The organism is Pseudomonas sp. MF06569 (assembly GCF_059862735.1).
Genome location: NZ_JCBCUZ010000006.1, coordinates 143,853 through 167,009 on the forward strand (window position 1 = coordinate 143,853; position 23,157 = coordinate 167,009).

The following is a 23,157-nucleotide window of genomic DNA, read 5'->3' on the forward strand; positions in this document are numbered from 1 at the left end:
ATTGTAGGAGCTCATGGCATTAAAAAAGTGCAATTAATTTGCCGCTACAGGGCTCGGGAGGACCCGTTCAGCGTGGCGGTTTCGTTCATGTACCACTGGCGTGCAGGGTCGCTTTCAACCCTCAGCAGGGTGCGGAAATGGGTCCAGCTCAATTCGGTACGCACTGCGTTCCAAATTGGAAATGCCTGATAGAACAAGCGCATATACCGCAAATTTGAAGCATCTAAGCCTTTCCCGAATTCAGGCCGTCAGGGCCTTGGCCAGCGTGGCAGGAGTTGCTTGCCAAACTCGGCCCGTGCCGCACATTGACCGGAGGGGTCAATGAGAATGTCACTGCCATTTTGTATTAGCAGTTGGTTTTTTGCGTGAAGCGTCTTAAATATAACGATGAAAACTACCGGTCCTATGTGAGGTGCTCATGCTCGAATTACGCCCCAGTTGCGAATGCTGTGATTGCGACCTGCCTCCTGATTCGGCACAAGCGCGGATTTGCTCATTTGAGTGCACCTTTTGTGCAACGTGCACGGAGCAGCATTTGGGAGGGCTGTGCCCCAATTGCGGCGGGGAGTTGATGGTGCGTCCGCGCAGGCCGGCCAACAAGCTGGCAAACAATCCGCCGTCCAGCGAGCGTGTGTTCAAGCCTGAAGGCTGTGCTGCGCGTTGATTGTCTAAAATCACTGTATCTGACCAACAGGCAAATTGAGTCGCCTGCATCGCGGGCAAGCCGCTACCACAGGTTTTCCAATGCCCACACAACAGGGTGCTTGCTGGGGCTTCGTGGGAGCGGGCTTGCTCGCGATACAGGCGGTGCGGTCTTTCAGGGGGTGTTACTGATCACCTTTCCCGGCACATCCGTCGCCAATTCCCCTCGTTGCAACCACTGCAGGGCAATCGGCCATAAGCTGCTTTGAAAGCGGCTGTGAAAAAACGCGAAATGGCCGATGGCTGTTTCGCCGATGTCTTGCGGCTGGATGCGCAGATGCGTGCGCGAGCTGGCGCTGAAGTAACCCAGCAAGCGCTCGATGGCGGCTACGGTGCCGAAGGGATCGTCACTCAGGCTGATGGCGAGGGTTTTGGCGGTAACGGAGCCAAAGGGCAGGGCTGCGAAGTTGCGCGCGCTGGGGAGGTTTTCGTAGCGTGTGCTCAAGGCGCTCCAGTCCTTGACCACGCCCGACGGGGTGTCTTCTAGCCAGCCCAGGCGCTTGCCAGGGAAATAACCGCACACGCGGGTCAGCAATGGCATGACCCCGTGCCACTTGGCGAGCATCTGCCAGCGCTGTGCCGGCGCGTAGTCGCGCCAGTGAGCAAATTGCGCACCCACAGTCACCAGATGGCGAATAGCCTGCCCAGAAGCCATCAGGCCCGCTGCACAGCCGCCAAAGCTGTGGCCGACAACATCGATCGGCTGGCCGGGGTGTTCACGCTGTGCACGCTTGAGGAGGGCTTCAGCGTCCAGCGCGCCCCAGTCCGACCACGTGGCTTCAAAACCGCGCAACGATCCGCTGCGCGAGGCGCCAATGCCGCGATAGTCGAACAGCATCACGTCCAGGCCGTGGTTGAACAGGTAGTGGGCAAACCGCGAGTAGTACAAGCAGCGCACCGAGGTGGCGGCGTTGATGATCACCACTGCGCGTGAAGGGTCTGGCGTGGGTTGGCGCCACTCGAAACCGCCCAGCAGGTAACCGTCAGCAGCAGGCTCGGTAAACGCCTGGCTGACAGGTTCGAGCAGGGCTGCTGTCAGTGCGCGCTCCGGGCGTTGCGCTCGGTCAGCAGGCGCGAGGCTTCGACGTAGGCTTTCTGGAATGCTGGCGTTTCGATCCAGGCCACGGCGCTGTCTTCGTCATCGCCATAGACGGCAATGCGGTACTCAATCAGCAGGCCCATCAGGAAGTCAGTGGCAGGTTCTTCTTCCTCTTCCGAAATCACCAGTTCCAGTACCGGGTATTGCAGGAACACGGTGCACATCGTTTGCAGGCTGGTGGCCTCGGCGGCTTTCATGGCCTGGAACAAATCGTCGTAATCGGCGGGGTCAAAGCCGTTGTCGAGGATGTCCTGGAAGTTGAACGTGCTGAGGTCGATTTTTACGTCATCGAACGGATTGTCGATCAGTGTGCCAGCCGAAGCTTTGCCCGGTTTGCCTATGCGGTTCTGCTTGGCTTTGGTCTTGGCCCGCTGCGCGTGCTTTTGCTGTTTCTTTGGCGTTGCCATGAACGTGTGTCCTTTACGGGCTAAGGGGGTATTGAACCTCAGGTTTTGGGGATCACCAAGCGAGGATCATGGATTGAGCCAATTATCGGATGTGAAACCGGGCCAGCCGGGAACCTATCTCACCCGGTTCGCTCACATGTCAGACAACAAGCCGAACGTGTGGAATGCACCGAATTATGAAAATCACCTCACTGACCTTCCTGTGTCTGACCGCTTTTGCCGTGCAAGCGCACGCTTCCAGCTCCGATGCGTGGGCGACCTACGACAAGGACGTACTCGCCCGCTGCACCCACGCAAGCACCCTGAAAAAGGCGACCCCCATCGGCGCTCCTGCCCAGTTTGATGATCGGGTGGGCTACACCGCGATTCTGCTGCAGGGTCAATACCCGCAGAAACACATGAAAGGCCAGCGTGGCACTGAACTTTGCCTCTTCAACAAACAGTCCAAAGTGGCCTACGTGACCGAATGGGACTCGATCCGACCCGCCGGGAAGCCTCAGTAATGAGGGGCTGGGGTCAAGGCAAGGACGCAGTCATGGGTGAACGAACCCGGGCGCGTAGCTAAATCGCGGCCAAAAAAAAACCCGCACCAGGCGGGTTTTCTTTGTTTTGAAGTGATGTAAGCACCACATCAAAACTGAATGTGGTGCCCAGAGACGGAATCGAACCGCCGACACGGGGATTTTCAATCCCCTGCTCTACCGACTGAGCTATCTGGGCAACGGGGCGCATTAGAAGCCTTTTTCGATAACCCGTCAAACATTTTTTGAAAAATATTTAATTATTACCGTCGCTTACGGACCGAGCCCCGTAAAACCGGGGGTTATTCGGTCGGCGGAACGTAGCCTTCAGCTTGTGCATATTCTTCACCGCTGAAGAATTTATCCATTTCGCCCTGCAAATATTTTCGATCTTCAGCGTTCATCATGTTCAAGCGCTTTTCGTTGATCAGCAAAGTCTGGTGTTTTTGCCAGTCAGCCCAGGCCTTGGCCGAAACATGATCAAAAATGTCCTGGCCTTTGGCGCCCGGAAACGGAGCGCGCTCAAGGGCAGGCAGTTCTTCTTTGTATTTGCGGCAGATGATGGTGCGGGTCATGAGGACTCTCCAGCGTTCAATAGGTCGGCTGCGCGTTTGAGCAGCTTCTTGACCGGGGCAGCAAGGCCCAGGCGCGGCGGGGTGGCGAGGTTATACCAGAGCCAGTCGGCCTCGGCCACGTGATGGTCGGACTCCTTGACGTGGATCAGCCAGGGTTCGATGGCCAGTTGAAAATGGCTAAAGGTATGGGTCAGGCCCGCCAGTGGGTGCTGCGCGCCCAGGGTCAGTGAATGTTGCAGCGCCAAATGCTCGATATCTTGAAGGTCATCGAGTTCGGGCAGGCTCCACAGTCCCCCCCACAAACCGCTCGACGGGCGACGATAAAGCAGGATCGCCCCATCGGCGTTCGCCAGCATCGGCATCAAGGTGCGCTTCAGCGGGACGGTTTTGCGCGGCTTGGGGATCGGGTAGCGCGTCTCAAGCCCCAGCAAGTGTGCCTGGCAGCCGCTTTCGAGCGGGCACAGCAAGCAACTCGGTTTGCTGCGGGTGCAGAGTGTGGCGCCCATGTCCATCATGGCCTGGGTGTAGGCGTTCACGCGATCGTGGGGAGTAAAGCGCTCGGCGGTGGCCCACAGCTGTTTGGCGACCTTGGGCTCGCCGGGGTAGCCCTCTTGCGCCGTATAGCGCGCAAGCACCCGCTTGACGTTGCCGTCGAGGATCGGCGCCCGCAGGCCCATGCTCAGGCTGGCAATCGCTCCGGCGGTGGACAAGCCGATGCCGGGCAGTTCAACCAGCTTTTCAACGTCGCGGGGGAATTCGCCGCCATGTTCGGCGACAACGATTTTGGCGGTCTTTTGCAAGTTGCGCGCACGGGTGTAATAGCCAAGGCCGGTCCACAGGTGCAGCACTTCGTCTTCCGGGGCTGCAGCCAGTGCCTGGACCGTTGGCAATGAGGCCATGAAGCGGTCGAAGTAGTTCAGCACGGTGCTGACCTGGGTTTGCTGCAACATGATTTCCGAGACCCACACCCGATACGGCGTGATGCCCTGTTGCCAGGGCAGGTCATGGCGGCCGTGGTGGTCATACCAGTCCAGTACCGCCGTTGAAAATTGCTCGTTTCTCATCGGTTGAACAGCCCCTTGAGGGCGTTTTTGAGTTCAGGGCTGACTCTGTCACCGAGTTTTTCTTCAAGCTTTTCGCTGAGTTTGTTACCCGCCACTTTGGCGGCGACCTTGCCCAGGCCTTCTTTATCCAGGCGGCAAGCCTTGGCGCCCAGTTCCAGCGGGCCACGGCAGCGCAATGGCAGCTCGATGCCGACAAAGTTCTTGCCGACCTGGCAGGCCGGGTCCGGCATGGCGCGGGTGTCGCCTTCGATGATGATGCCGATGCGGTAGTCCATGCCCAGAACGCGCAGGTCAATGTCGCCATCGCCTTTTACGCTCAGGCCGGGCATGCGCACGACCATGTCCGGGTTGCTGGCTACGCCGTTACGGAACACCAGGCTGCCCTTGAGCTCCTTGAACGGTGTGTCTTTGCCCAGCGGTGCGCCACTCAGGGTTTTGCGATTAAGGGTGGAGATACCTTTGCACAATTGCTGTTCGAGGTTGGCATTGAGCAGTACGCCGTCATTGAGCACAAAGTTGGCCGTGCCGTTGAGGCTCGAAATCAGCGCGCTCTGGCTGTTGCCGCTGCCCGTGACGTTGCTGTTGAGGGTCAGCAGGCCGGTCACAGGTGGTTTTTGACCCTGGCTCTGCAGGATTTTTTCAACCGGGACATTGGTGATGCGGGTCTGCAGTTTGATCACCGGCAGTATCGGTTGTACGTCCAGGCTGCCGTTGGCTGCAAAGCTGCCTTTGTAGAGATTGCCGCTCAGGTTTTCGAGGGTCAGCACGCCAGCCTTGCTGTTGGCCTTGAGCGCGGCATTCTGGATGGGCAGTTTGCTGAGGGTCAGTTGGCCAAAACTGATGTCGGCATTGAGGTCCAGGGTCTGGAGGCGAGCCACTGGAATGATTTTGGTCGTGCTCCAGCCGCTTTTGGTCGGTGCGTCCGGCAGGGGTGTATCGCCCGATGCGGCCAGTGCGTTGGCTTCGCCGCCCTGTACTTCAGTCTTGCGGGCGACACTGGCGCTATTGGCTTCGGCTGACGGTGGCGGCATGTAGCGATCAGCGTCGAACGTGTCGCCTTTGAGCTGAATGCGAACGGCCTGTTTGGCGAAGTCCTCAATGGCGATGAGCCCGGTGAAGGTGCTGTCATCGACTTTCAGGTTGAGTTCGTCAAAGGTCACGCTGGTCGGTGTGCCTGACAGGCGGCTGACCAGTTCGACTTTGCTCAGGCTTTCGGGAGCCATCGCAGGCAGCGGGTGCCCGATGCTGTCGAGGAATCTGGCCAGGTCAAGCTGGGCGATGGACAGGCCGCCGCTGATTTGCGGGTTGTCGCTCAGGTTGTTGACCTTGAGTTCACCCAAAGCCCGAAGTTGGTTGGCTGATAGCTTCAGGCTGCTCCATTCGGCGACGTTCGCCGCCAGATCAACCAGAATTTGCCCTTGCGCGGCAAACGTCATGGTTTTGCCTTGCAGCGGCTCACCCGAGGCTTCGCCCGTGACTTTCATGTCTTCAAACTGATAGCGCTTGAGTACGCGGTCAAAACGCAACTTGCCGTCGACTTCGGTCTTGACCCGCATCACGGGCTGGTTGGAGCCCAGGAAGGCGGTCAGTTTGACCGGGATGCTGGTGGCTTCGTGAACCGGGCCGGTGCTGAGCTGGATGCTCTCAGCGCTGAATTGTTTGCCGCTTTGCTCGTCGTTGTACTCAACCCGTGCATTGTTCACGGTCAGGCTGTCGATATCGAGCTTGAGCGGCTGGCTGACGCTTTCGGGCTTGCTGGCCGGGGCGGGCTCAGTGCTGGCGGTTGCGGCGGTGTCAGGGGTCGTTGCTGGCTTGCCGATATCCTGCCAGTTGCCGTGACCGTCCTTGTTGCGGGTCAGGCGCAGGTTCAGGCCTTCGACACGCACATCGCTCATTTGCACTTCTTTGCGCAACAGCGGCAGCACGCGCACGGACAAACCGAGCATTTGCAGATCGGCGAAAGGCTGGGCAGGCGCAGCCAGGGTTGCCACGGTGGCGTCGTGCAGCTCCAGACCTAGCCAGGGGAAGAGGCTCCAGCCGATGTCGCCATTGAGGGTTAGCTCAATGTGGGCTTTGTCACGGGCTATCTGGCGGATCTCGTCTTTATAGTCGTTGGGATCGAACAGATGGCTGAGGGCAAAGCCCAGGGCCACGATGATCAGCAACAATCCGAGAAGCACCAGACCCAGGATTTTGCCGAACGCTTTCATGGGCGAGTCCTTGTAAGTCTGAATGAAGGTGAGTTTTTAATTTAGCCGCAGAGTATAGCGCCACGAGCAGATGGACTGGGCGCCGATAGTGGCGGATCAGTGGGTCGGATAAAGACCGCATCAGGTTAGGCCCTGACCGGCGTTCAAGTGGTAATCTTCGCCTGTTTTCCGGGCCTTCTGCGGCGTAATGCCACATCTCGATCCAATAAGAACGACTGTTCGCCGCAAGGCGCCAAAGTCAGGGGTCGAGCGTGCCCGCAAACGACTTCATTAACTGGGGGAAACACTCATGAGTACCAGCACCGCTGCGGGCAGTCCTGCTTCACAGCCTGCGTTCCTGTCCAAGGAGCGCATCATCGCAAAACCCGGCTTCAACCGTTGGCTGGTCCCGCCAGCCGCATTGGCCATCCACTTGTGCATCGGCATGGCCTATGGCTTTTCGGTGTTCTGGTTGCCGCTGTCCAAAGCCCTGGGCGTGACCGCTCCCGTAGCGTGTGCGCCGGACATGAGTTTTATCGCACAAGTATTTTCGTCGCAATGCGACTGGCCGATTTCGATGCTCGGCTGGATCTACACCCTGTTTTTCATCTTCCTCGGTTGCTCGGCAGCCGTATGGGGTGGCTGGCTTGAACATGCCGGGCCGCGCAAGGCCGGTGTGGTGTCGGCGCTGTGCTGGTGTGGTGGCTTGCTGATTTCCGCGCTGGGGATTTATACCCACCAGATCTGGCTGATGTGGCTGGGTTCGGGGGTCATTGGCGGTATTGGCCTGGGGTTGGGTTATATCTCGCCGGTGTCGACGCTAATCAAGTGGTTTCCGGACAAGCGTGGCATGGCCACGGGCATGGCGATCATGGGGTTTGGTGGCGGTGCAATGGTGGGCGCACCCCTGGCGGCAGCGCTGATGAACCATTTTGCCGGGCCTGACGGCGTGGGCGTGTGGCAGAGCTTCGTGGCAATGGCGGCGATCTACTTCGTCTTCATGATCGGCGGTGCCTTGTCGTACCGCGTTCCGCCCACCGGCTGGAAGCCTGAGGGCTGGAAAGCTCCCGCGAAAAAGGCGGCCAACGCGATGATCACCCAGCGCCATGTGCACGTCAGCGTGGCCTGGAAAACACCGCAGTTCGCCCTGGTGTGGCTGGTGCTGTGCCTGAACGTTTCGGCCGGTATCGGTATCCTGGGCATGGCTTCGCCATTGTTGCAGGAAGTATTCGCAGGCAAGTTGTTGGGCAATGACCTGACATTCAGCCAGCTGGATGCTGGGCAGTTGGCGCAAATTGCGGCGATTGCGGCGGGCTTCACCGGTTTGTTGAGCCTGTTCAACATTGGCGGGCGATTCTTCTGGGCCTCGTTCTCGGATTACCTGGGGCGCAAAAACACCTACTTTGTGTTCTTCGCACTGGGGTTTGCGCTGTACGCGATGATCCCGAACCTCGGTCATCTGGGTAACGTTTCGCTGTTTGTGGCAGCGTTCTGCATCATCTTGTCGATGTACGGCGGCGGTTTTGCCACGGTGCCGGCGTATCTGGCAGACCTGTTCGGCACGCAAATGGTCGGTGCGATCCACGGACGCCTGCTGACGGCCTGGGCGGCCGCGGGCGTGCTGGGGCCGGTGTTGGTCAACTATCTGCGCGAGTATCAGTTGAGCATCGGGGTTGAGCGTGCGGCAGCGTATGACATCACCCTGTACATCCTCGCAGGGCTGCTGGTGCTGGGCTTTATCTGCAACTTGCTGGTGCGTCCGGTGGCAGACAAATACTTCATGACCGACGCTGAACTGGCTGCTGAGCAGGCGCTGGGCCATGACAAGGGTGCGGATGCCAGCACTTCGCTTGAGTGGAAAGCGGCACCGGGTAGCCAGCCATTGGTTATCGCGGCCTGGCTGGCCGTGGGCATTCCTTTGTTGTGGGGTGTTTGGGTGACGGTGCAGAAGACGGCGGTGTTGTTTAACTGATTGATGTGTTGAATCTGCGCTGACGCCATCGCGAGCAAGCCCGCTCCCACAGACTGATTACGGTTGTGTGGGAGCGGGCTTGCTCGCGATTCAGGCAGCGCGGGCTGTGAGTCAGCGCGCATTACGTCAGCCTCTCACCCCAAAATGTTTTTGTTTGCCAGACCCGTGCCTATAATGGCCACCTTTTTCGCCCAATGATTTTGCGGAGCTGGTGATGGCCGAACGTAAGGCGTCAGTCGAGCGCGATACTCTGGAAACCCAGATTAAAGCCTCGATCAACTTGGATGGTACCGGTAAGGCCCGATTTGATATCGGTGTTCCTTTTCTTGAGCACATGCTCGACCAGATCGCCCGACATGGGTTGATCGACCTGGACATCGAGTGCAAAGGCGACCTGCATATCGACGATCACCATACCGTCGAGGATGTTGGCATTACCCTGGGTAAAGCCTTCAGCGAAGCAGTCGGCGATAAAAAAGGCATGACTCGCTACGGTCACGCTTATGTCCCGCTGGATGAAGCGCTGTCACGTGTGGTCATCGACTTTTCCGGTCGTCCCGGCCTGCAAATGCATGTTCCCTTCACCCGCGCCACCGTCGGCGGCTTCGACGTTGATCTGTTCCAGGAGTTCTTTCAGGGCTTCGTGAACCACGCCAACGTCAGCCTGCACATCGACAACCTGCGCGGCACCAACACCCACCACCAGATCGAAACCGTGTTCAAGGCTTTTGGCCGCGCGTTGCGCATGGCCGTTGCGCTGGATGAGCGCATGGCCGGGCAAATGCCTTCTACCAAGGGCGTGCTCTGATGCAGACAGTGGCGGTTATCGATTACGGCATGGGTAACTTGCACTCGGTGGCCAAGGCGCTTGAGCATGTGGGCGCCGGTCGAGTGCTGATTACCAGCGACGCCAACGTGATTCGCGAAGCCGACCGCGTGGTATTTCCGGGTGTGGGCGCAATTCGCGACTGCATGGCGGAAATCCGTCGCTTGGGTTTTGACTCGCTGGTGCGTGAAGTCAGCCAGGATCGTCCGTTCCTCGGCATTTGCGTGGGCATGCAAGCCTTGCTCGACAGCAGTGAAGAGAACGGCGGCGTTGACTGCATTGGCCTGTTCCCGGGTGCCGTGAAGTTCTTCGGCAAGGACCTGCACGAAGACGGCGAGCACCTCAAGGTGCCGCACATGGGCTGGAACGAGGTGCAACAAAAAGTGGATCACCCGCTGTGGCACGGCATCCCCGACCTGGCGCGTTTTTACTTTGTACACAGCTACTACATTGCGGCGGGCAATCCCCGCCAGGTAGTCGGTGGCGGGCATTACGGCGTCGATTTCGCCGCAGCGCTGGCTGAGGGCTCGCGCTTCGCGGTGCAGTTCCACCCGGAAAAAAGCCATACCCACGGCTTGCAGCTGCTGGAAAACTTCGCGGCCTGGGATGGTCGCTGGTAATGGCGCCTCGCAAGAAGCCGCCGATTCTCACGCTCACCCCCGAGCAAGAGAACGAAGCCAACAGCAAGATCAAACGCTTTATGGAAGACCGCTTCGAGCTGGACCTGGGTTCGTTCGAAGCGGCTGAAATCCTTGAGCTGTTCACCCGCGAAATCGCGCCGCATTACTACAATCGCGCGATTTTCGATGTGCAAACGCACCTCAAAGAGAGGTTCGAGAGCATCGAAAGCGACGTGTGGGCGCTCGAGAAGAACTGATTTCCGAGTCTCAGACTCCCGAATTTGAAGGTTTGCCACATGCTGATTATTCCCGCTATCGATCTTAAAGACGGTGCTTGTGTACGCCTGCGTCAGGGCCGTATGGAAGATTCCACGGTGTTCTCCGATGACCCGGTGGCCATGGCCGCCAAATGGGTAGAAGGCGGTTGCCGCCGTCTGCACCTGGTCGACCTGAACGGTGCATTCGAAGGCCAGCCGGTCAACGGTGACGTGGTGACGGCCATTGCCCGCTTGTACCCGCAGTTGCCGATCCAGATCGGCGGCGGCATTCGCTCCCTGGAAACCATCGAGCACTACGTCAAGGCAGGCGTGAGCTACGTGATTCTGGGCACCAAGGCAGTCAAGAACCCTGAGTTCGTGGCCGAGGCGTGCCGTGCGTTCCCGGGCAAGATCATTGTCGGCATGGATGCCAAAGACGGCTTCGTGGCCACCGACGGCTGGGCTGAAGTCAGCACCGTGCAGGTCATCGACCTGGCCAAGCGTTTCGAAGCGGACGGCGTGTCGGCCATCGTTTATACCGACATCGCCAAAGACGGCATGATGCAGGGCTGTAACGTCAGCTACACCGCTGCATTGGCCGCTGCTACCAGCATCCCGGTCATCGCCTCGGGCGGTATTCACAATCTGGGTGATATCAAGGCCCTGATGGATGCCAAGGCTCCGGGCATCGTGGGTGCCATTACGGGTCGTGCAATCTATGAAGGCACGCTGGATGTGGCTGAGGCGCAAGCCTTCTGCGACAGCTACAAGGCCTGAGGAGAGACCCATGGCGCTGGCCAAACGCATCATCCCTTGCCTGGACGTGGATAACGGCCGGGTTGTAAAGGGCGTCAAGTTCGAGAACATTCGCGATGCTGGCGACCCGGTAGAAATCGCCCGTCGTTACGACGAGCAGGGTGCTGACGAGATTACCTTTCTCGACATCACCGCCAGCGTCGATGGCCGCGACACCACGCTGCATACCGTTGAGCGCATGGCCAGCCAGGTGTTCATTCCGCTGACCGTGGGCGGTGGCGTGCGCTGCATCCAGGACATTCGCAACCTGCTCAATGCCGGTGCGGACAAAGTCTCGATCAATACCGCAGCGGTGTTCAACCCGGAGTTTGTGGGCGAAGCGGCGCAGCATTTTGGTTCGCAATGCATTGTGGTCGCGATTGATGCGAAGAAAGTCTCTCAGCCGGGCGAAACCCCGCGCTGGGAAATTTTCACCCACGGCGGGCGCAAGCCTACCGGGCTCGATGCAGTCGAATGGGCCATGAAGATGGAAGGCCTGGGCGCTGGCGAGATCCTGCTGACCAGCATGGACCAGGACGGCATGAAAAACGGTTTTGACCTGGGCGTGACACGTGCCATCAGTGATGCGCTGGGTATTCCGGTGATCGCCTCGGGCGGCGTTGGCAACCTGCAGCATCTGGCCGACGGTATCCTTGAAGGTCACGCCAGTGCGGTGCTGGCGGCGAGTATTTTCCACTTTGGTGAATACACGGTGCCAGAGGCCAAGGCATACATGGCCGAGCGCGGGATCGTGGTTCGCTAAACCCAAAGGCTACTGGACAGCATGGCGTGCCCACGGCACTCTTGAGCACGCCATGGATTTAGGTCGCCAGTCATGTTTAAACGCTTTTTGCTCGTTCTCGCCGGTTCCACTCTGTGGCTGGCGAGTACCGCTTCTGCGGCTGATGCGTCGCACTCTTCGATCGTGCTGCTGACTGAAAACTTCCCGCCATACAACATGGCAAAAAACGGCAAAAACTTTGCGCAAAACGAAAATATTGAAGGCATCGCCGTCGATATTCTGCGTGAAACCTTCAAACGTGCCGGTATCCCCTACAGCATGACCCTGCGTTTCCCTTGGGAGCGTATCTACCACCTTGCCCTCGAAAACCCCGGATACGGCGTGTTTGTCACAGCGCGCGTGCCCGAGCGTGAACAGCTCTTCAAGTGGGTCGGCCCGCTTGGCCCGGATGACTGGGTGTTGCTGGCGCGAGGGGACAGCCCGATTACCCTGACCTCGCTTGAGCAGGCTCGCCAGTACAGAGTGGGTGCTTACAAAGGTGACGCCATTGCCTTGTCCCTTGAGAAGCAGGGGTTGGCGCCGGTGATTGTGTTGCGCGATCAGGACAACGCCAAAAAGCTGCAGGCCGGGCAAATCGACCTGTGGGCCACAGGTGCTCCGGCAGGGCAATTCCTGGCGCGTCAGGTAGGCATTTCAGGGTTCAAGACGGTGTTGCGCTTCAATCAGGCCGAGCTGTTTCTGGCGTTGAACAAAGACGTGCCGGACGAGGTGGTGATCAAGCTGCAGAAGGCGCTGGATGAGTTAAGGGCTGAAGGCGTGGTTGAGAAGATCCGCGCGAAATATCTCTAGTCCGCACCCTAATCCCTTCGGCAGCTGCTACGTAATTGATGTGCAGTGCGGGCTTCAGCGATAAACCCCGTCCTTCCCGTGCCCGGCCATGGCCTTGTTGCTGCGTACGCCGATCATTTGCCGGATGTCGATCCAGTCAATTCCCTGGGCCTTGAGCTTGGGCAGTTCACGTTCAAGCACGGCAAGGGTTTGCGGATAAGGGTGGCCGATCATCACCGCCGAGCCTTGTTTGTGGGCCAGTTTGATGGCGGTTTCCAGTTGCGTGGTGATGGCTTGCTCGGTACGGACATCATCGAGAAAAACATCACGGGACACGCTGGCCAGCCCGATTTTCTGCGCCTCGGCTGCCGCAACGGTCTGCGCGCTGGTGCGACTGTCGACAAAGAATTTGTGGCGTTGCTGCAAGTTGCCCATCAACCAGGCCATCGCTTGCGGTTGTGAGGTCATGCGGCTGCCCATGTGGTTGTTGATGCCACTGGTGTAGGGCACGGCCTTGAACGCGGCGTTGAGGCGCTTTTCAAGTTCGTCGACAGGCAGGTCCGGGTGCCAGGCAAAGGGCCCGGTGGCCGGGTCCATGGGCATGTGCAAAATGACGATTTTGCCGGCCTTGTAGGCCTCGCGGGCAAATTCTGCCGCATGGGGGGTGTCAGGCATCACGGCCGCAGTGACCGGGCCGGGCAAGGCCAGCACGCGGCGATCCCGTGGCAGGTTTTGCCCCAGGTCATCGATGATCAGGCTCAGGTAAGCCTTGTGCGGCGCGGCTTGCTGGCTGGCCGGTGTCCCATGGGCGACACCGGCCAGGCAGCAGAGCAGGGCGAAGGCTAGAGAAAGACGCACCTCAATTGCCGCGTGTAATGCTCAAACCCTTGAGCAGGCTCAGAGCCTGGCTCAGTTGGAAGTCATCATCCTGCGGCATTGGCTTGGCTTTGGGGTTGGAGCCGGAGGGTTTGTCGGCGCCGCCATTGCCATTGCCAAGGTGACCTTGCAGGTCGGCTTCCTTGTAGTACTCGGTGTCTTGTTCGCGAGTGATCTTGGCGCGGCTGACTTCAATGTCCGGGACAATGCCCTGGGCCTGGATCGAGCGTCCGTTCGGGGTGAAGTACAGCGCCGTGGTGATTTTCAGCGCGCGGTCGTTGTTCAGTGGCAGCACGGTTTGCACCGAGCCTTTACCGAAGCTGGTGGTGCCCATGACCACGCCGCGTTTCTGATCTTGCAGGGCGCCGGCGACGATTTCCGATGCCGAAGCGCTGCCGCCGTTGATCAACACCACCAATGGAACGCCTTCGCTCAGGTCCTTGCCGGTGGCCGAGAAGCGCAGCTCCGAGTTCGCGATGCGGCCCTTGGTATAGACGATCAGGCCTTTGGTGATGAAGTGATCGACCACTTCAACCGCCGATTGCAGCACGCCACCCGGGTTGTTGCGCAGGTCGAGGATGATGCCCTTGAGTCGCTTGTTGCCGTTTTCCCTGCGCAGTTTGGACAGCGCCGAGGCCACTTCTTCGCCGGTCTTGACCTGGAACTGGGTGATACGGATGTAGCCGTAACCATCTTCCAGCAGTTGGGCCTTGACGCTCTTGACCTGGATATTGGCCCGGGTCAGGGTCACGTCAAACGGCGTGCCGCCATTGCGCACCAGGGTCAGGGTGATTTTCTGACCGATCTTGCCGCGCATTTTATCAACGGCTTCGGTCATGCTCAGGCCGCGTGTGGGCTGGCCATTGATCTTGACGATAAAGTCGCCCGCCTGAATGCCGGCCTTGCTGGCAGGGGTGTCGTCGATCGGTGAGACGATCTTGATGTTGCCGTCTTCGGTGCCGACTTCGATACCCAGCCCGCCGAATTCGCCGCTGGTGCTTTCCTGCAGTTCGGCGAAATCTTCGGGGCCAAGGTACGCAGAGTGCGGGTCAAGGTTGCTGAGCATGCCTTTGATGGCATTCTCCAGCAGGGTTTTGTCGTCCACCGGCTCAACATATGCAGCCTTGATCCGATCCATGACCTCGGCAAATGTACGCAGCTCCTCCAGAGGCAGAGGCGCCTTGGCGCTGGCAGCGGCGCCGGCTGGCGCGATGGTTGGCTCGGCAGCAAATGCCATTGGCGAGCCGATCACCAGGGCGATCGTCAGGGCCAGCGAGTTGAGGCGGGACAAATGCGGCATGTTGAGCGAACTCCTACGTATTAAAGGTGATGGACTCATCCCTGAGTGCGACACCATTGTGCAGGGTCGCTTGGGCGGCCCTGCTGACGAATAGCGAAATACAGTGCTGGTGTGGCTTGCCCGCCGCTGTTGCCCACGGTGGAGATCACTTCGCCAGCTTTAACGATGTCTCCGGCAGACTTGAGCAGCGTCTGATTGTGGCCGTACAGGCTTAAGTAACCATTACCGTGGTCCAGAATGACCAGCTGGCCTGCGCCGCGCAGCCAGTCGGCAAACACCACGCGACCACCGTGAACCGCGTGCACCTGGCTGCCGGCACTGGCGCTGATCATTACGCCGTCCCACTTGGTGCGCGAATCATCGCCACGGGTTTCACCGAAGCGTGCCAGCAATCGACCATCAACTGGCCATGGAAGTTTGCCCCGGGCCTGAGAAAAAACACCGCCGTAGGAAGCACCGGCACTGGACACCAATGCGCCCGGTGTTGACTGGACCGGTTTGCGCGGGGCGTCGGTGACCACCGATTCAGCCTCGCGCTGGCGTTTCTTCTCGGCTTCCTGCTGGGCGATCAAGGCTTTTTGTCGCGCCTGTTCGGCTTCGCGGGCCTGACGGGCGAGGGTTTCCTCGATGGTCTTGAGGACTTTAGCCAGATCGGCCTGATCCTGCTCGCGTGCCTGCAGTTTTTGATCGCGGTCCTTTACGTCGGTATTGAGCTTGGCCAGAACTTGCTGGCGCTCTGCGCGGACCTTGTCGAGTTCGGCGCGCTGGGTGTCCAGGCTGCTTTTCTGAGTCAGCAACTGAGCCTGTTGCAGATTGATATCGGCTTCGACATTGGCCAGTTGGCGCAGGGTTTCGTTGAAACCCTTGAGCTGCTCCAGGCGGGCCTGGCTCAGGTAATCGTAATAGGTGAGGGTTCGGGCGAACTTCTCGGGGTTTTGCTGGTTGAGCAGCATTTTCAGGTATTCCTGACGCCCGCCCTGATAGGCGGCGCGGGCCTGAATGGCGATCAGGCGTTGCTGTTCAAGTTTTGCGCTGTGGAGTTTTTTTTTCTCGCTATCTAGGCGCAGCAGCTCGCCTTCACTCTTTTTTAGTTCTTGTTGCAGGGTTTCTACCTGCTTCTCCAGCTTGCCGATTTCGGTTTCGGTGCCGCGCAGGTCTTTCTGCACGCCGGATTTTTCTTCCTGGAGCTTGCCCAGGAGCTTTTTCAGCTCGCTGATATCCTGACGCGTGGCGTCAAGCTGCTGTTGGGTTTGCGCGCGCTCGTCGGCAAACGCCGGTTGGAGCAGGCATGCGAGGGTCAGGGCTATAAGGGCGCGAAGCATGGGGCGGGCGACACCTGGGGAACGGGACGGCCTAGTATGCCCGCCCTCGTCACCTATAAGAAATGGATGAAGGTGAAATTGTAGCCGTTGATCCTGTGGGAGCGGACTTGCTCGCGATAGCATCACCACGCACTGCCTGATGCACCGCGTCGCCTGTATCGCGAGCAAGCCCGCTCCCACAGGCATTGCGTTGTTTTATGCGTCGACCAGAATCGATTTTCCGGTCATCTCTTGCGGCTGTGGCAGGCCCAGCAGTTTGAGCATGGTTGGCGCCACGTCGGCCAGCACGCCGCCTTCGCGAACCTTGAGCGCGCGCTTGCCGACGTAGATGAACGGGACAGGCTCGCAGGTGTGTGCGGTGTGAGCCTGGCCGGTGGTGTCATCTGACATCTGCTCCACGTTGCCGTGGTCAGCCGTGATCAGGGCTTCACCGCCGACTTTGTCCAGCGCCTGGACAATCCGGCCTACGCAGGCATCCAGGCACTCAACCGCTTTGACGGCTGCGTCGAAGACACCGCTGTGCCCGACCATGTCGCCGTTGGCGTAGTTGACTACGATCACGTCATAACGCTGGTTCTCGATGGCATCGACGATGTGGTCGGTGACTTCGGGAGCGCTCATTTCAGGCTGCAGGTCGTAGGTGGCGACTTTTGGCGATGGCACCAGAATCCGCTCTTCACCCGGGAACGGCTCTTCACGCCCGCCCGAAAAGAAGAAAGTGACGTGGGCGTATTTTTCGGTTTCGGCAATGCGCAGCTGGGTTTTGCCGTTTTTGGCCAGGTAATCGCCGAGCACGTTTTCCAGGCTGCCGGGGGCAAATGCGCTTGGCGCCGGGATGCTGGCCGCGTATTGGGTCAGCATCACAAAGCCGGCCAGTTTTGGCTGGCGGGTGCGCTCGAACGCGTTGAAGTCGTCTTCAACGAATACGCGGGTCAGTTCCCGGGCGCGGTCGGCACGGAAGTTCATGAAGACCACGGCGTCGCCGTCTTCAACCTTCACCGGCTCGCCCAGGGTGGTGGCTTTGACGAACTCGTCGCTTTCACCACGGGCGTAAGCGGCGTCCAGACCTTCCTGGGCGGTAGCGGCGTTGAACTCGCTCTTACCGTCGACGATCAGGTTGTAGGCCTGTTCTACGCGGTCCCAGCGATTGTCGCGGTCCATGGCGAAGTAACGGCCAATCAGACTGGCGATACGGCCTTTACCCAGGTCCTTGAAGGCTTCGTCCAGCAGCTCGATGGACGATGAAGCGCTTTTTGGCGGTGTGTCGCGGCCATCGAGGAAGGCGTGCAGGTAGATTTTTTCTGCGCCGCGTTTAAACGCCAGCTCGGCCATCGCGATCAGGTGGTCCTGATGGCTGTGAACGCCGCCATCCGACAACAGACCCAGAATATGCACGGCCTTGCCTGCGGCCACAGCCTTGTCGACGGCGGCGCAAAGGGTCGGGTTTTCAAAAAACTCGCCGTCACGGATCGATTTGGTGACGCGGGTGAAATCCTGATACACCACGCGGCCGGCGCCCAGGTTCATGTGGCCGACCTCGGAGTTGCCCATCTGGCCGTCTGGCAGACCGACATCCATGCCTGAACCTGAGATCAGGCCGTTCGGCATGCTCGCGCAAAGACGATCCAGCACCGGTTTCTTGGCCGAATAAACGGCGTTGTATTCGTGACTTTCACTGTGACCGAAGCCATCCAGGATGATCAGGACCAAAGGTTTAGGCGTGGTAGTCATAGATCCCACTCGTGGCTGGTTTATAAGAAGGTATGAAGAGGACGCGCAGTTTAAAGCGAAGTTCATGTGGCGTCACCGCCGGGCGGGGTTTGGCCGACCAAGGTGGCTGTGTATACTGGCCCACATTTTACGACCCTGGAACCTTCTGATGGTTGATCACCTGATTACATTTGCCACTGCTCACTACCTGCTTGTAGGCGCGTTTGTCATCCTGTTGGCGCTATTGATTGCTCACGAAATCAGCCGTGGCGGGCGCAGCATCAGCACTGGCGAACTGACCGGCCTGGTCAATCGCGACGAAGGTGTGGTGATTGATATTCGCCCGGTTAAAGACTTTGCCGCCGGCCACATCGTGGGTGCCCTGAACATCCCGCAAGACAAGCTGATGGCGCGCATTGCCGAGCTGGACAAGCACAAGGGCAAAACCATTATTCTGGTTGACGCTGCCGGTCAGCACTCGGGCTCCCACGCCCGTGAGCTGCTCAAGGCCGGTTACAACGCAGCCAAGCTGTCTGGCGGTATCTCCAGCTGGCGCGCTGACAACCTGCCAGTGGTGAAGTAAAGATGTCCAAGGTCATCGTTTACTCCAGCGACTACTGCCCTTACTGCATGCGAGCCAAGGCTCTGCTTGAGAACAAGGGCGTTGCCTTCGAAGAAATCAAGGTCGATGGCAAGCCACAGGTACGTGCCGAGATGGCTCAGAAGGCGGGTCGTACGTCGGTCCCGCAAATCTGGATTGGTGACAAGCATGTTGGCGGATGCGATGACCTGTTTGCTTTGGAGCGCGCAGGTAAATTGGATACGCTGCTGAACGTCTGACTCTCATTCTCTATAAGCCCCAAGATCAACAAGGATCTGTGATGACTGACCAACAGAACACCGCTGCTGTTAGCGATGAAGACACCGCTCCACAATTCTCCCTGCAGCGCATCTACGTGCGCGACCTGTCGTTCGAGGCCCCAAAAAGCCCGGCGATCTTCCGTCAGCAGTGGGAACCGAGCGTTGGTCTGGACCTGAACACCCGTCAAAAGCCGCTGGAAGGCGACTTCCACGAAGTGGTTCTGACCTTGTCGGTTACCGTGAAAAACGGTGACGAAGTGGCCTTTATCGCTGAAGTGCAACAGGCTGGCATCTTCCTGATCAAAAACCTTGATCCGGCGTCGATGAACCACACCCTTGGCGCGTTTTGCCCGAACATCCTGTTCCCGTATGCCCGTGAAACCCTGGACAGCCTGGTAACTCGCGGCTCGTTCCCTGCGTTGATGCTGGCTCCGGTGAACTTCGATGCCCTGTACGCGCAAGAATTGCAGCGCATGCAGGAAGAAGGCAGCCCGACTGTTCAATAAACAGCCGATGCCAAAAAAAAGCGCCTGAGGGCGCTTTTTTTGTGTGTGGGAGGTGTGTTTACTTGAAACCCAGCTGGCGCCAGGCTTCGTACACGGCAACCGCCACGGTGTTGGACAGGTTCAGGCTACGGCAGCCTTCGCGCATCGGCAGTCGCAGGCGGTGATCGCCGTCCAGCGCGTCGAGCACCTCTGGCGGCAAACCACGGCTTTCAGGACCGAACACAAAGGCATCGCCCTCGGCAAACTGCACGTCGTGAAAGGGCTTCGAACCTTTGGTGGTAAAGGCGAACAGGCGTGGATGCCCCAGGCTTTCAAGGCAACTGGCCAGGTCGGCATGACGCTTGAGCGGCGCATACTCGTGGTAGTCGAGGCCGGCGCGGCGCAAGCGCTTGTCGTCCAGCTCAAAACCAATAGGCTCGATCAAATGCAGGTGGCAGCCGCTGTTGGCGCACAGCCTGATAATGTTGCCGGTATTCGGCGGAATTTCTGGTTGAAAAAGGATGACGTGAAACATGCACGGCTCCGAACTTAAAGATGGGCAGCATTCTACGCCTGAAGAGGACCCGCGACCGAAACTATGGCCACGGGTTTTAGGTTCTTTGGCGATAGTCGGTGTGATGGTAGGGATGATGATCGGTCGTTTGACTGCGCCCACCCCGGTAGAACTGCAACAGGTGGACGTGCTGGCGAACGGGTTGGTGGTGTGGTTCAGCGATGAGCCCAAGCTGCATGGTGAGCTGGTTGATGGCACCCTGGGGGTGTTGTTCGATGCCAAGGGCAAGCCGCAAAACGGCCAGTTAATGCTCAACGGCAAGAATGTGAACTGGCGGGTGCGGGATACGGACGCTGGTTTGCTGCTGACGGTGGTGGCAGCCCGTGCCTTGCAAGGCGACTGGGCCGGTGCGCCGCAGGATGGGCGCTGGCGTTTGCAGGTGAACCTGCGCGAGTAATAAAAGAGGGAATTCCAGCCTGCCTGTACCGGGTTCCCCAAAAGCGGTGTGCGCGTTGATGCAACAGGCATCAAGGCTGCGGGTGTAAAAGTGGGGAGTCTTGACCTGCCTGTATCAAGGTCCCCTAAAGCGGTGTTGCTTGTAATAGGTATTGCAGGGCGCGTGCCAATTTTTGTTTTTCTGTAGAAATTGCCTGATGAAAACGCAAAAGCCCCGGAATCCGGGGCTTTTGCGCATAACGCTCTCGCTAGGCTGAAAGCATTGATCTAGAGCTGTGCACGATATTGGGGCGGGTTGCTTTTGAGTGGTGCGGTCAGATCGAGTGCCCCTCAGGCCTCGTCGCCATCATCCTCGTCGCCATCGATCTTCATGCCCAGTTCCTTGATCTTGCGGGTCAAGGTGTTGCGGCCCCAGCCCAGCAGCACGGCAGCGTCCCGACGACGGCCCGCAGTGTGCTTGAGTGCCGTCTCGATCATGATCCGCTCAAAGGTAGGCACCGCACTGTCGAGCAAGTTGGACTGACCACGGCCCAGTGCCTGATCCGCCCACTGGCGTAGCGCCTGCTCCCAGTTGGTGACTGGAGAGGTGTCTTGCTGCAGGTTCAGCAGCTCCGGCGGCAAGTCGCTGATGTGCACTTCGCGACCCGAAGCCATCACCGTGATCCAGCGACAGGTGTTTTCAAGCTGGCGAACGTTGCCTGGCCACGGCAGGTTCTTGAGGTACTGCTCGGTCTCGGCCTTCAGCAGCTTGGGTTCTACCGACAGCTCTTGTGCGGCGCTGCTCAGGAAGTGGCGGGCCAGGGTCGGGATGTCTTCGCGACGGTCCGACAGGCGCGGGATGTGGATGCGAATCACGTTCAGGCGGTGGAACAGGTCTTCGCGAAACTTGCCGGCCTGGACCAGGGTTTCGAGGTTCTGGTGGGTGGCGGCAATGATCCGCACATCAACCTTGACCGGGGTATGTCCGCCAACACGGTAGAACTCGCCATCGGCCAGAACCCGCAGCAGACGGGTTTGGGTATCGGCAGGCATGTCGCCGATTTCATCCAGGAACAGAGTCCCGCCATCGGCCTGTTCAAAGCGACCCCGGCGCAGGTTTGCAGCTCCGGTAAAGGCGCCTTTTTCGTGGCCGAACAGCTCGGACTCCATCAGGTCCTTGGGGATCGCTGCCATGTTCAACGCGATAAATGGCGACGCGGCACGTGGGCTGTGGCGGTGCAGGGCGTGGGCCACCAGCTCCTTGCCTGTGCCTGATTCGCCGTTGATCAGAACCGTGATGTTGGAATGGCTAAGGCGGCCAATGGCCCGAAACACCTCTTGCATCGCCGGCGCTTCGCCGATGATTTCAGGTGTTCTGGCCAGTGCCGGGGGGGCGGCCAGGCCTTGTTGTTCCTGGGCGTGCTGATTGGCACGCTTGACCAGTGACACGGCTTCATCGACGTCAAACGGCTTGGGCAGGTATTCGAATGCGCCACCTTGATAGGAGGCCACTGCGCTGTCCAGGTCGGAATGAGCGGTCATGATGATGACGGGCAGGCGCGGGTGCTGTTCGCGAATTTTGGCCAGCAAGTCCAGGCCGCTTGAGCCGGGCATGCGGATGTCCGAAATAATGACGTCGGGCTGCTGGCGAGCCAGACGGCTCATCACCCCATCGGCGCTGTCGAAACTTTGTGTGGTCATGCCTTCCTGTTGCAAGGCTTTTTCCAGGACCCAGCGGATAGAACGGTCGTCGTCGACGATCCACACGGTTTCACTTCGGCTCATGTCGATGCGGCTCCTTGTTCCAGTGGTAGAAAGATCGAGAAGAGTGTGTGGCCGGGGTGGCTTTCACACTCGATCAACCCCTGGTGCTGACTGATGATGTTCTGCGTGATGGAAAGGCCTAGCCCGGTGCCGTCTGGGCGCCCGCTGACCATCGGGAAGAACAGGGTGTCTTGCAGCTCGGCCGGAATGCCCGGCCCGTTGTCGATAATTTCGATTTTGGTGACCAGCCGGTGACGCACGTGGCCAATGGTGAACTGGCGCATGGCGCGGGTACGCAGGCTGATACGCCCCAGCCGCAGCTCGTTTTGGCTGCCGATGGCTTGCATCGCGTTGCGCACGATGTTGAGGACGGCCTGGATCATTTGTTCACGGTCGATCAGCAGGTCGGGCAGGCTCGGGTCATAGTCGCGCACCAATGTGATGCTGCCCTGAGTTTCGGCTTCAACCAGGCTGCACACTCGCTCCAGCACTTCGTGGACATTGGTCATGGACAGCGAAGGCAGCTTGTTGGAGCCCAGCATGCGGTCGACCAGATTACGCAGGCGGTCGGCTTCTTCGATGATCACGTTGGTGTAGTCACGCAGGTTTTCGTCCGGTAGCTGACGGGCCAGCAACTGAGCAGCCCCACGAATGCCGCCCAGAGGATTCTTGATCTCGTGGGCCATGCCGCGTACCAGCATCTTGCTGGTTTCCTGCTTGGACAGCTGGGCTTCTTCTTTGGTGATGCGCAGCAAACGGTCACGGGGGTGGACTTCGAGCAGCAGCATCGTGCCGCCATTGCTCAAGATGGGGGTTACGGCGTAATCCACCGTGAGGTTCTGGCCTGTCAGCGAGGTCAGCATGGCTTCGCGCTTGGTAAACGGATGCGCTTGCTCAACGGCCTGGCGTAGCGAATGCAGGGCCTCGGTGGACTCTGTAAAAAGCTCACTGATGAATTGCCCGTGACTGCGTTGACCGCTGATTGCCAACAGCATCTCTGCCGCCGGGTTCATGTACTCAAGGCGCAGATCGGCATTCAGTAACAGCGTGGCGGTGGTCAGGTTGTCGAGTAACAGTCGGTGCAGGGCGTCACTGATGGTCATGGGCCGATCCCGGATTGCGTGCGCGGGTGAGGCGCTGGTGCAATGAAAATGCAAAAACCAAACCAAGGCTCTGAAAAGAAGCATTAAACGCCTGAAATAGGCGCCTGAAACCTGTTCAGACAACGCAGCCGGGCGGTGTACAGGTGTTTTTGAACCAAATTGGGCTGGCTAATGCACGATCAAACTATAG

25 protein-coding genes, 1 tRNA gene and 1 pseudogene are annotated in these 23,157 nt (G+C 59.0%); 13 read left to right on the forward strand and 14 right to left on the reverse strand.

Annotated features, from left to right (window positions below; translation table 11 throughout):
• Positions 1–47 precede the first annotated feature (47 nt).
• Positions 48–302 (reverse strand): annotated as a pseudogene (locus AC19YQ_RS08750) (DUF1016 N-terminal domain-containing protein); the annotation flags it as partial.
• A 116-nt stretch (positions 303–418) separates the two neighbouring features.
• Between AC19YQ_RS08750 and AC19YQ_RS08755 the strand changes: the two are divergent.
• The gene (locus tag AC19YQ_RS08755; RefSeq protein WP_133079111.1) at positions 419–664 is read left to right on the forward strand and encodes a DUF1272 domain-containing protein; all 246 of its coding nucleotides are present in this window, start codon (positions 419–421) and stop codon (positions 662–664) included.
• Positions 665–817: 153 nt separating this feature from the next.
• Here AC19YQ_RS08755 and AC19YQ_RS08760 read toward each other — a convergent pair whose 3' ends face one another.
• Together AC19YQ_RS08760 and AC19YQ_RS08765 are read right to left on the reverse strand one after the other, a co-directional pair.
• Positions 818–1,741 carry an alpha/beta hydrolase family protein gene (locus tag AC19YQ_RS08760; protein ID WP_500594957.1) on the reverse strand — a complete coding sequence of 308 codons (924 nt, stop codon included), beginning with the start codon at positions 1,739–1,741 and terminating at the stop codon, positions 818–820.
• Entirely contained in the window at positions 1,738–2,208 is a 471-nt protein-coding gene (locus tag AC19YQ_RS08765) for a hypothetical protein (RefSeq protein ID WP_133079113.1), read from the reverse strand. The genes AC19YQ_RS08760 and AC19YQ_RS08765 overlap by 4 nt, the downstream gene beginning before the upstream one ends.
• Positions 2,209–2,384: 176 nt before the next feature.
• On the opposite strand from AC19YQ_RS08765, the gene AC19YQ_RS08770 reads away from it, so the two are divergent.
• Positions 2,385–2,711: a hypothetical protein gene (locus AC19YQ_RS08770; protein WP_133079114.1), complete on the forward strand. Its 327-nt coding sequence runs from the start codon at positions 2,385–2,387 to the stop codon at positions 2,709–2,711.
• A 141-nt stretch (positions 2,712–2,852) separates the two neighbouring features.
• Here AC19YQ_RS08770 and AC19YQ_RS08775 read toward each other — a convergent pair.
• The 4 genes from AC19YQ_RS08775 to AC19YQ_RS08790 form a co-directional block, all read right to left on the reverse strand.
• Positions 2,853–2,928 (reverse strand) — tRNA-Phe (locus AC19YQ_RS08775).
• Positions 2,929–3,031: 103 nt separating this feature from the next.
• Entirely contained in the window at positions 3,032–3,304 is a 273-nt protein-coding gene (locus AC19YQ_RS08780; RefSeq protein ID WP_003438557.1) for an oxidative damage protection protein, read from the reverse strand.
• Complete coding sequence (mutY, locus tag AC19YQ_RS08785) at positions 3,301–4,368, reverse strand: A/G-specific adenine glycosylase (RefSeq protein WP_339477126.1); 1,068 nt, start codon at positions 4,366–4,368, stop codon at positions 3,301–3,303. Before mutY ends, AC19YQ_RS08780 begins: the two co-directional genes overlap by 4 nt.
• Positions 4,365–6,578 carry an AsmA family protein gene (locus AC19YQ_RS08790; RefSeq protein ID WP_500594942.1) on the reverse strand — a complete coding sequence of 738 codons (2,214 nt, stop codon included), beginning with the start codon at positions 6,576–6,578 and terminating at the stop codon, positions 4,365–4,367. Before AC19YQ_RS08790 ends, mutY begins: the two co-directional genes overlap by 4 nt.
• Before the next feature lie 289 nt (positions 6,579–6,867).
• Here AC19YQ_RS08790 and AC19YQ_RS08795 point away from each other — a divergent pair, with 289 nt between their 5' ends.
• The 7 genes from AC19YQ_RS08795 to AC19YQ_RS08825 all read left to right on the forward strand — a co-directional run bounded on the left by AC19YQ_RS08795 (position 6,868) and on the right by AC19YQ_RS08825 (position 12,618).
• Complete coding sequence (locus tag AC19YQ_RS08795; RefSeq protein WP_339477131.1) at positions 6,868–8,529, forward strand: OFA family MFS transporter; 1,662 nt, start codon at positions 6,868–6,870, stop codon at positions 8,527–8,529.
• Between the two features lie 214 nt (positions 8,530–8,743).
• A complete protein-coding gene (gene hisB / locus AC19YQ_RS08800; protein WP_500594943.1) occupies positions 8,744–9,337 on the forward strand; it encodes an imidazoleglycerol-phosphate dehydratase HisB in 594 nt (197 codons plus the stop codon).
• A complete protein-coding gene (gene hisH, locus AC19YQ_RS08805) occupies positions 9,337–9,975 on the forward strand; it encodes an imidazole glycerol phosphate synthase subunit HisH (RefSeq protein ID WP_500594944.1) in 639 nt (212 codons plus the stop codon). Before hisB ends, hisH begins: the two co-directional genes overlap by 1 nt.
• Positions 9,975–10,232: a DUF2164 domain-containing protein gene (locus tag AC19YQ_RS08810; RefSeq protein WP_219262553.1), complete on the forward strand. Its 258-nt coding sequence runs from the start codon at positions 9,975–9,977 to the stop codon at positions 10,230–10,232. The genes hisH and AC19YQ_RS08810 overlap by 1 nt, the downstream gene beginning before the upstream one ends.
• A 39-nt stretch (positions 10,233–10,271) precedes the next feature.
• The gene (gene hisA / locus AC19YQ_RS08815) at positions 10,272–11,009 is read left to right on the forward strand and encodes a 1-(5-phosphoribosyl)-5-[(5-phosphoribosylamino)methylideneamino]imidazole-4-carboxamide isomerase (RefSeq protein ID WP_133079119.1); all 738 of its coding nucleotides are present in this window, start codon (positions 10,272–10,274) and stop codon (positions 11,007–11,009) included.
• 10 nt (positions 11,010–11,019) lie between these two features.
• Positions 11,020–11,790 (forward strand): imidazole glycerol phosphate synthase subunit HisF, encoded by a 771-nt coding sequence (gene hisF, locus AC19YQ_RS08820; RefSeq protein ID WP_048400703.1) that lies wholly within the window; start codon positions 11,020–11,022, stop codon positions 11,788–11,790.
• A gap of 72 nt (positions 11,791–11,862) precedes the next feature.
• A complete protein-coding gene (locus tag AC19YQ_RS08825; protein ID WP_500594945.1) occupies positions 11,863–12,618 on the forward strand; it encodes a substrate-binding periplasmic protein in 756 nt (251 codons plus the stop codon).
• Between the two features lie 54 nt (positions 12,619–12,672).
• On the opposite strand, the gene AC19YQ_RS08830 is transcribed toward AC19YQ_RS08825, so the two are convergent.
• The 4 genes from AC19YQ_RS08830 to gpmI form a co-directional block, all read right to left on the reverse strand.
• Positions 12,673–13,455: a divergent polysaccharide deacetylase family protein gene (locus tag AC19YQ_RS08830; protein WP_500594946.1), complete on the reverse strand. Its 783-nt coding sequence runs from the start codon at positions 13,453–13,455 to the stop codon at positions 12,673–12,675.
• Position 13,456: 1 nt separating this feature from the next.
• Entirely contained in the window at positions 13,457–14,773 is a 1,317-nt protein-coding gene (locus tag AC19YQ_RS08835; protein ID WP_219262549.1) for a S41 family peptidase, read from the reverse strand.
• 35 nt (positions 14,774–14,808) lie between these two features.
• Entirely contained in the window at positions 14,809–16,095 is a 1,287-nt protein-coding gene (locus AC19YQ_RS08840; protein WP_339477140.1) for a murein hydrolase activator EnvC family protein, read from the reverse strand.
• 195 nt (positions 16,096–16,290) lie between these two features.
• Complete coding sequence (gene gpmI / locus AC19YQ_RS08845) at positions 16,291–17,826, reverse strand: 2,3-bisphosphoglycerate-independent phosphoglycerate mutase (protein ID WP_500594947.1); 1,536 nt, start codon at positions 17,824–17,826, stop codon at positions 16,291–16,293.
• Positions 17,827–17,974: 148 nt separating this feature from the next.
• Here gpmI and AC19YQ_RS08850 point away from each other — a divergent pair, with 148 nt between their 5' ends.
• Genes AC19YQ_RS08850 through secB form a run of 3 tightly spaced genes read left to right on the forward strand, consistent with a single transcriptional unit; the run spans position 17,975 to position 19,172 of the window.
• Positions 17,975–18,388 carry a rhodanese-like domain-containing protein gene (locus tag AC19YQ_RS08850; protein ID WP_133079126.1) on the forward strand — a complete coding sequence of 138 codons (414 nt, stop codon included), beginning with the start codon at positions 17,975–17,977 and terminating at the stop codon, positions 18,386–18,388.
• Positions 18,389–18,390: 2 nt separating this feature from the next.
• On the forward strand, positions 18,391–18,645 hold the full coding sequence (gene grxC / locus AC19YQ_RS08855; protein WP_133079127.1) for a glutaredoxin 3: 255 nt from the start codon (positions 18,391–18,393) through the stop codon (positions 18,643–18,645).
• A 41-nt stretch (positions 18,646–18,686) separates the two neighbouring features.
• Positions 18,687–19,172: a protein-export chaperone SecB gene (gene secB / locus AC19YQ_RS08860; protein ID WP_003438592.1), complete on the forward strand. Its 486-nt coding sequence runs from the start codon at positions 18,687–18,689 to the stop codon at positions 19,170–19,172.
• Positions 19,173–19,230: 58 nt separating this feature from the next.
• On the opposite strand, the gene trmL is transcribed toward secB, so the two are convergent.
• Positions 19,231–19,686 carry a tRNA (uridine(34)/cytosine(34)/5-carboxymethylaminomethyluridine(34)-2'-O)-methyltransferase TrmL gene (gene trmL, locus AC19YQ_RS08865; protein WP_133079128.1) on the reverse strand — a complete coding sequence of 152 codons (456 nt, stop codon included), beginning with the start codon at positions 19,684–19,686 and terminating at the stop codon, positions 19,231–19,233.
• On the opposite strand from trmL, the gene AC19YQ_RS08870 reads away from it, so the two are divergent.
• Positions 19,685–20,122, forward strand: coding sequence for a hypothetical protein (locus AC19YQ_RS08870; protein WP_133079129.1), 438 nt, complete (start codon positions 19,685–19,687; stop codon positions 20,120–20,122). The two genes, trmL and AC19YQ_RS08870, sit on opposite strands and share 2 nt — an antisense overlap.
• A 329-nt stretch (positions 20,123–20,451) precedes the next feature.
• On the opposite strand, the gene ntrC is transcribed toward AC19YQ_RS08870, so the two are convergent.
• The gene (gene ntrC / locus AC19YQ_RS08875; protein ID WP_133079130.1) at positions 20,452–21,885 is read right to left on the reverse strand and encodes a nitrogen regulation protein NR(I); all 1,434 of its coding nucleotides are present in this window, start codon (positions 21,883–21,885) and stop codon (positions 20,452–20,454) included.
• Positions 21,882–22,967, reverse strand: a complete 1,086-nt coding sequence (gene glnL, locus AC19YQ_RS08880) for a nitrogen regulation protein NR(II) (protein ID WP_339477147.1) — start codon at positions 22,965–22,967, stop codon at positions 21,882–21,884. The genes ntrC and glnL overlap by 4 nt, the downstream gene beginning before the upstream one ends.
• Positions 22,968–23,157: the final 190 nt, after the last annotated feature.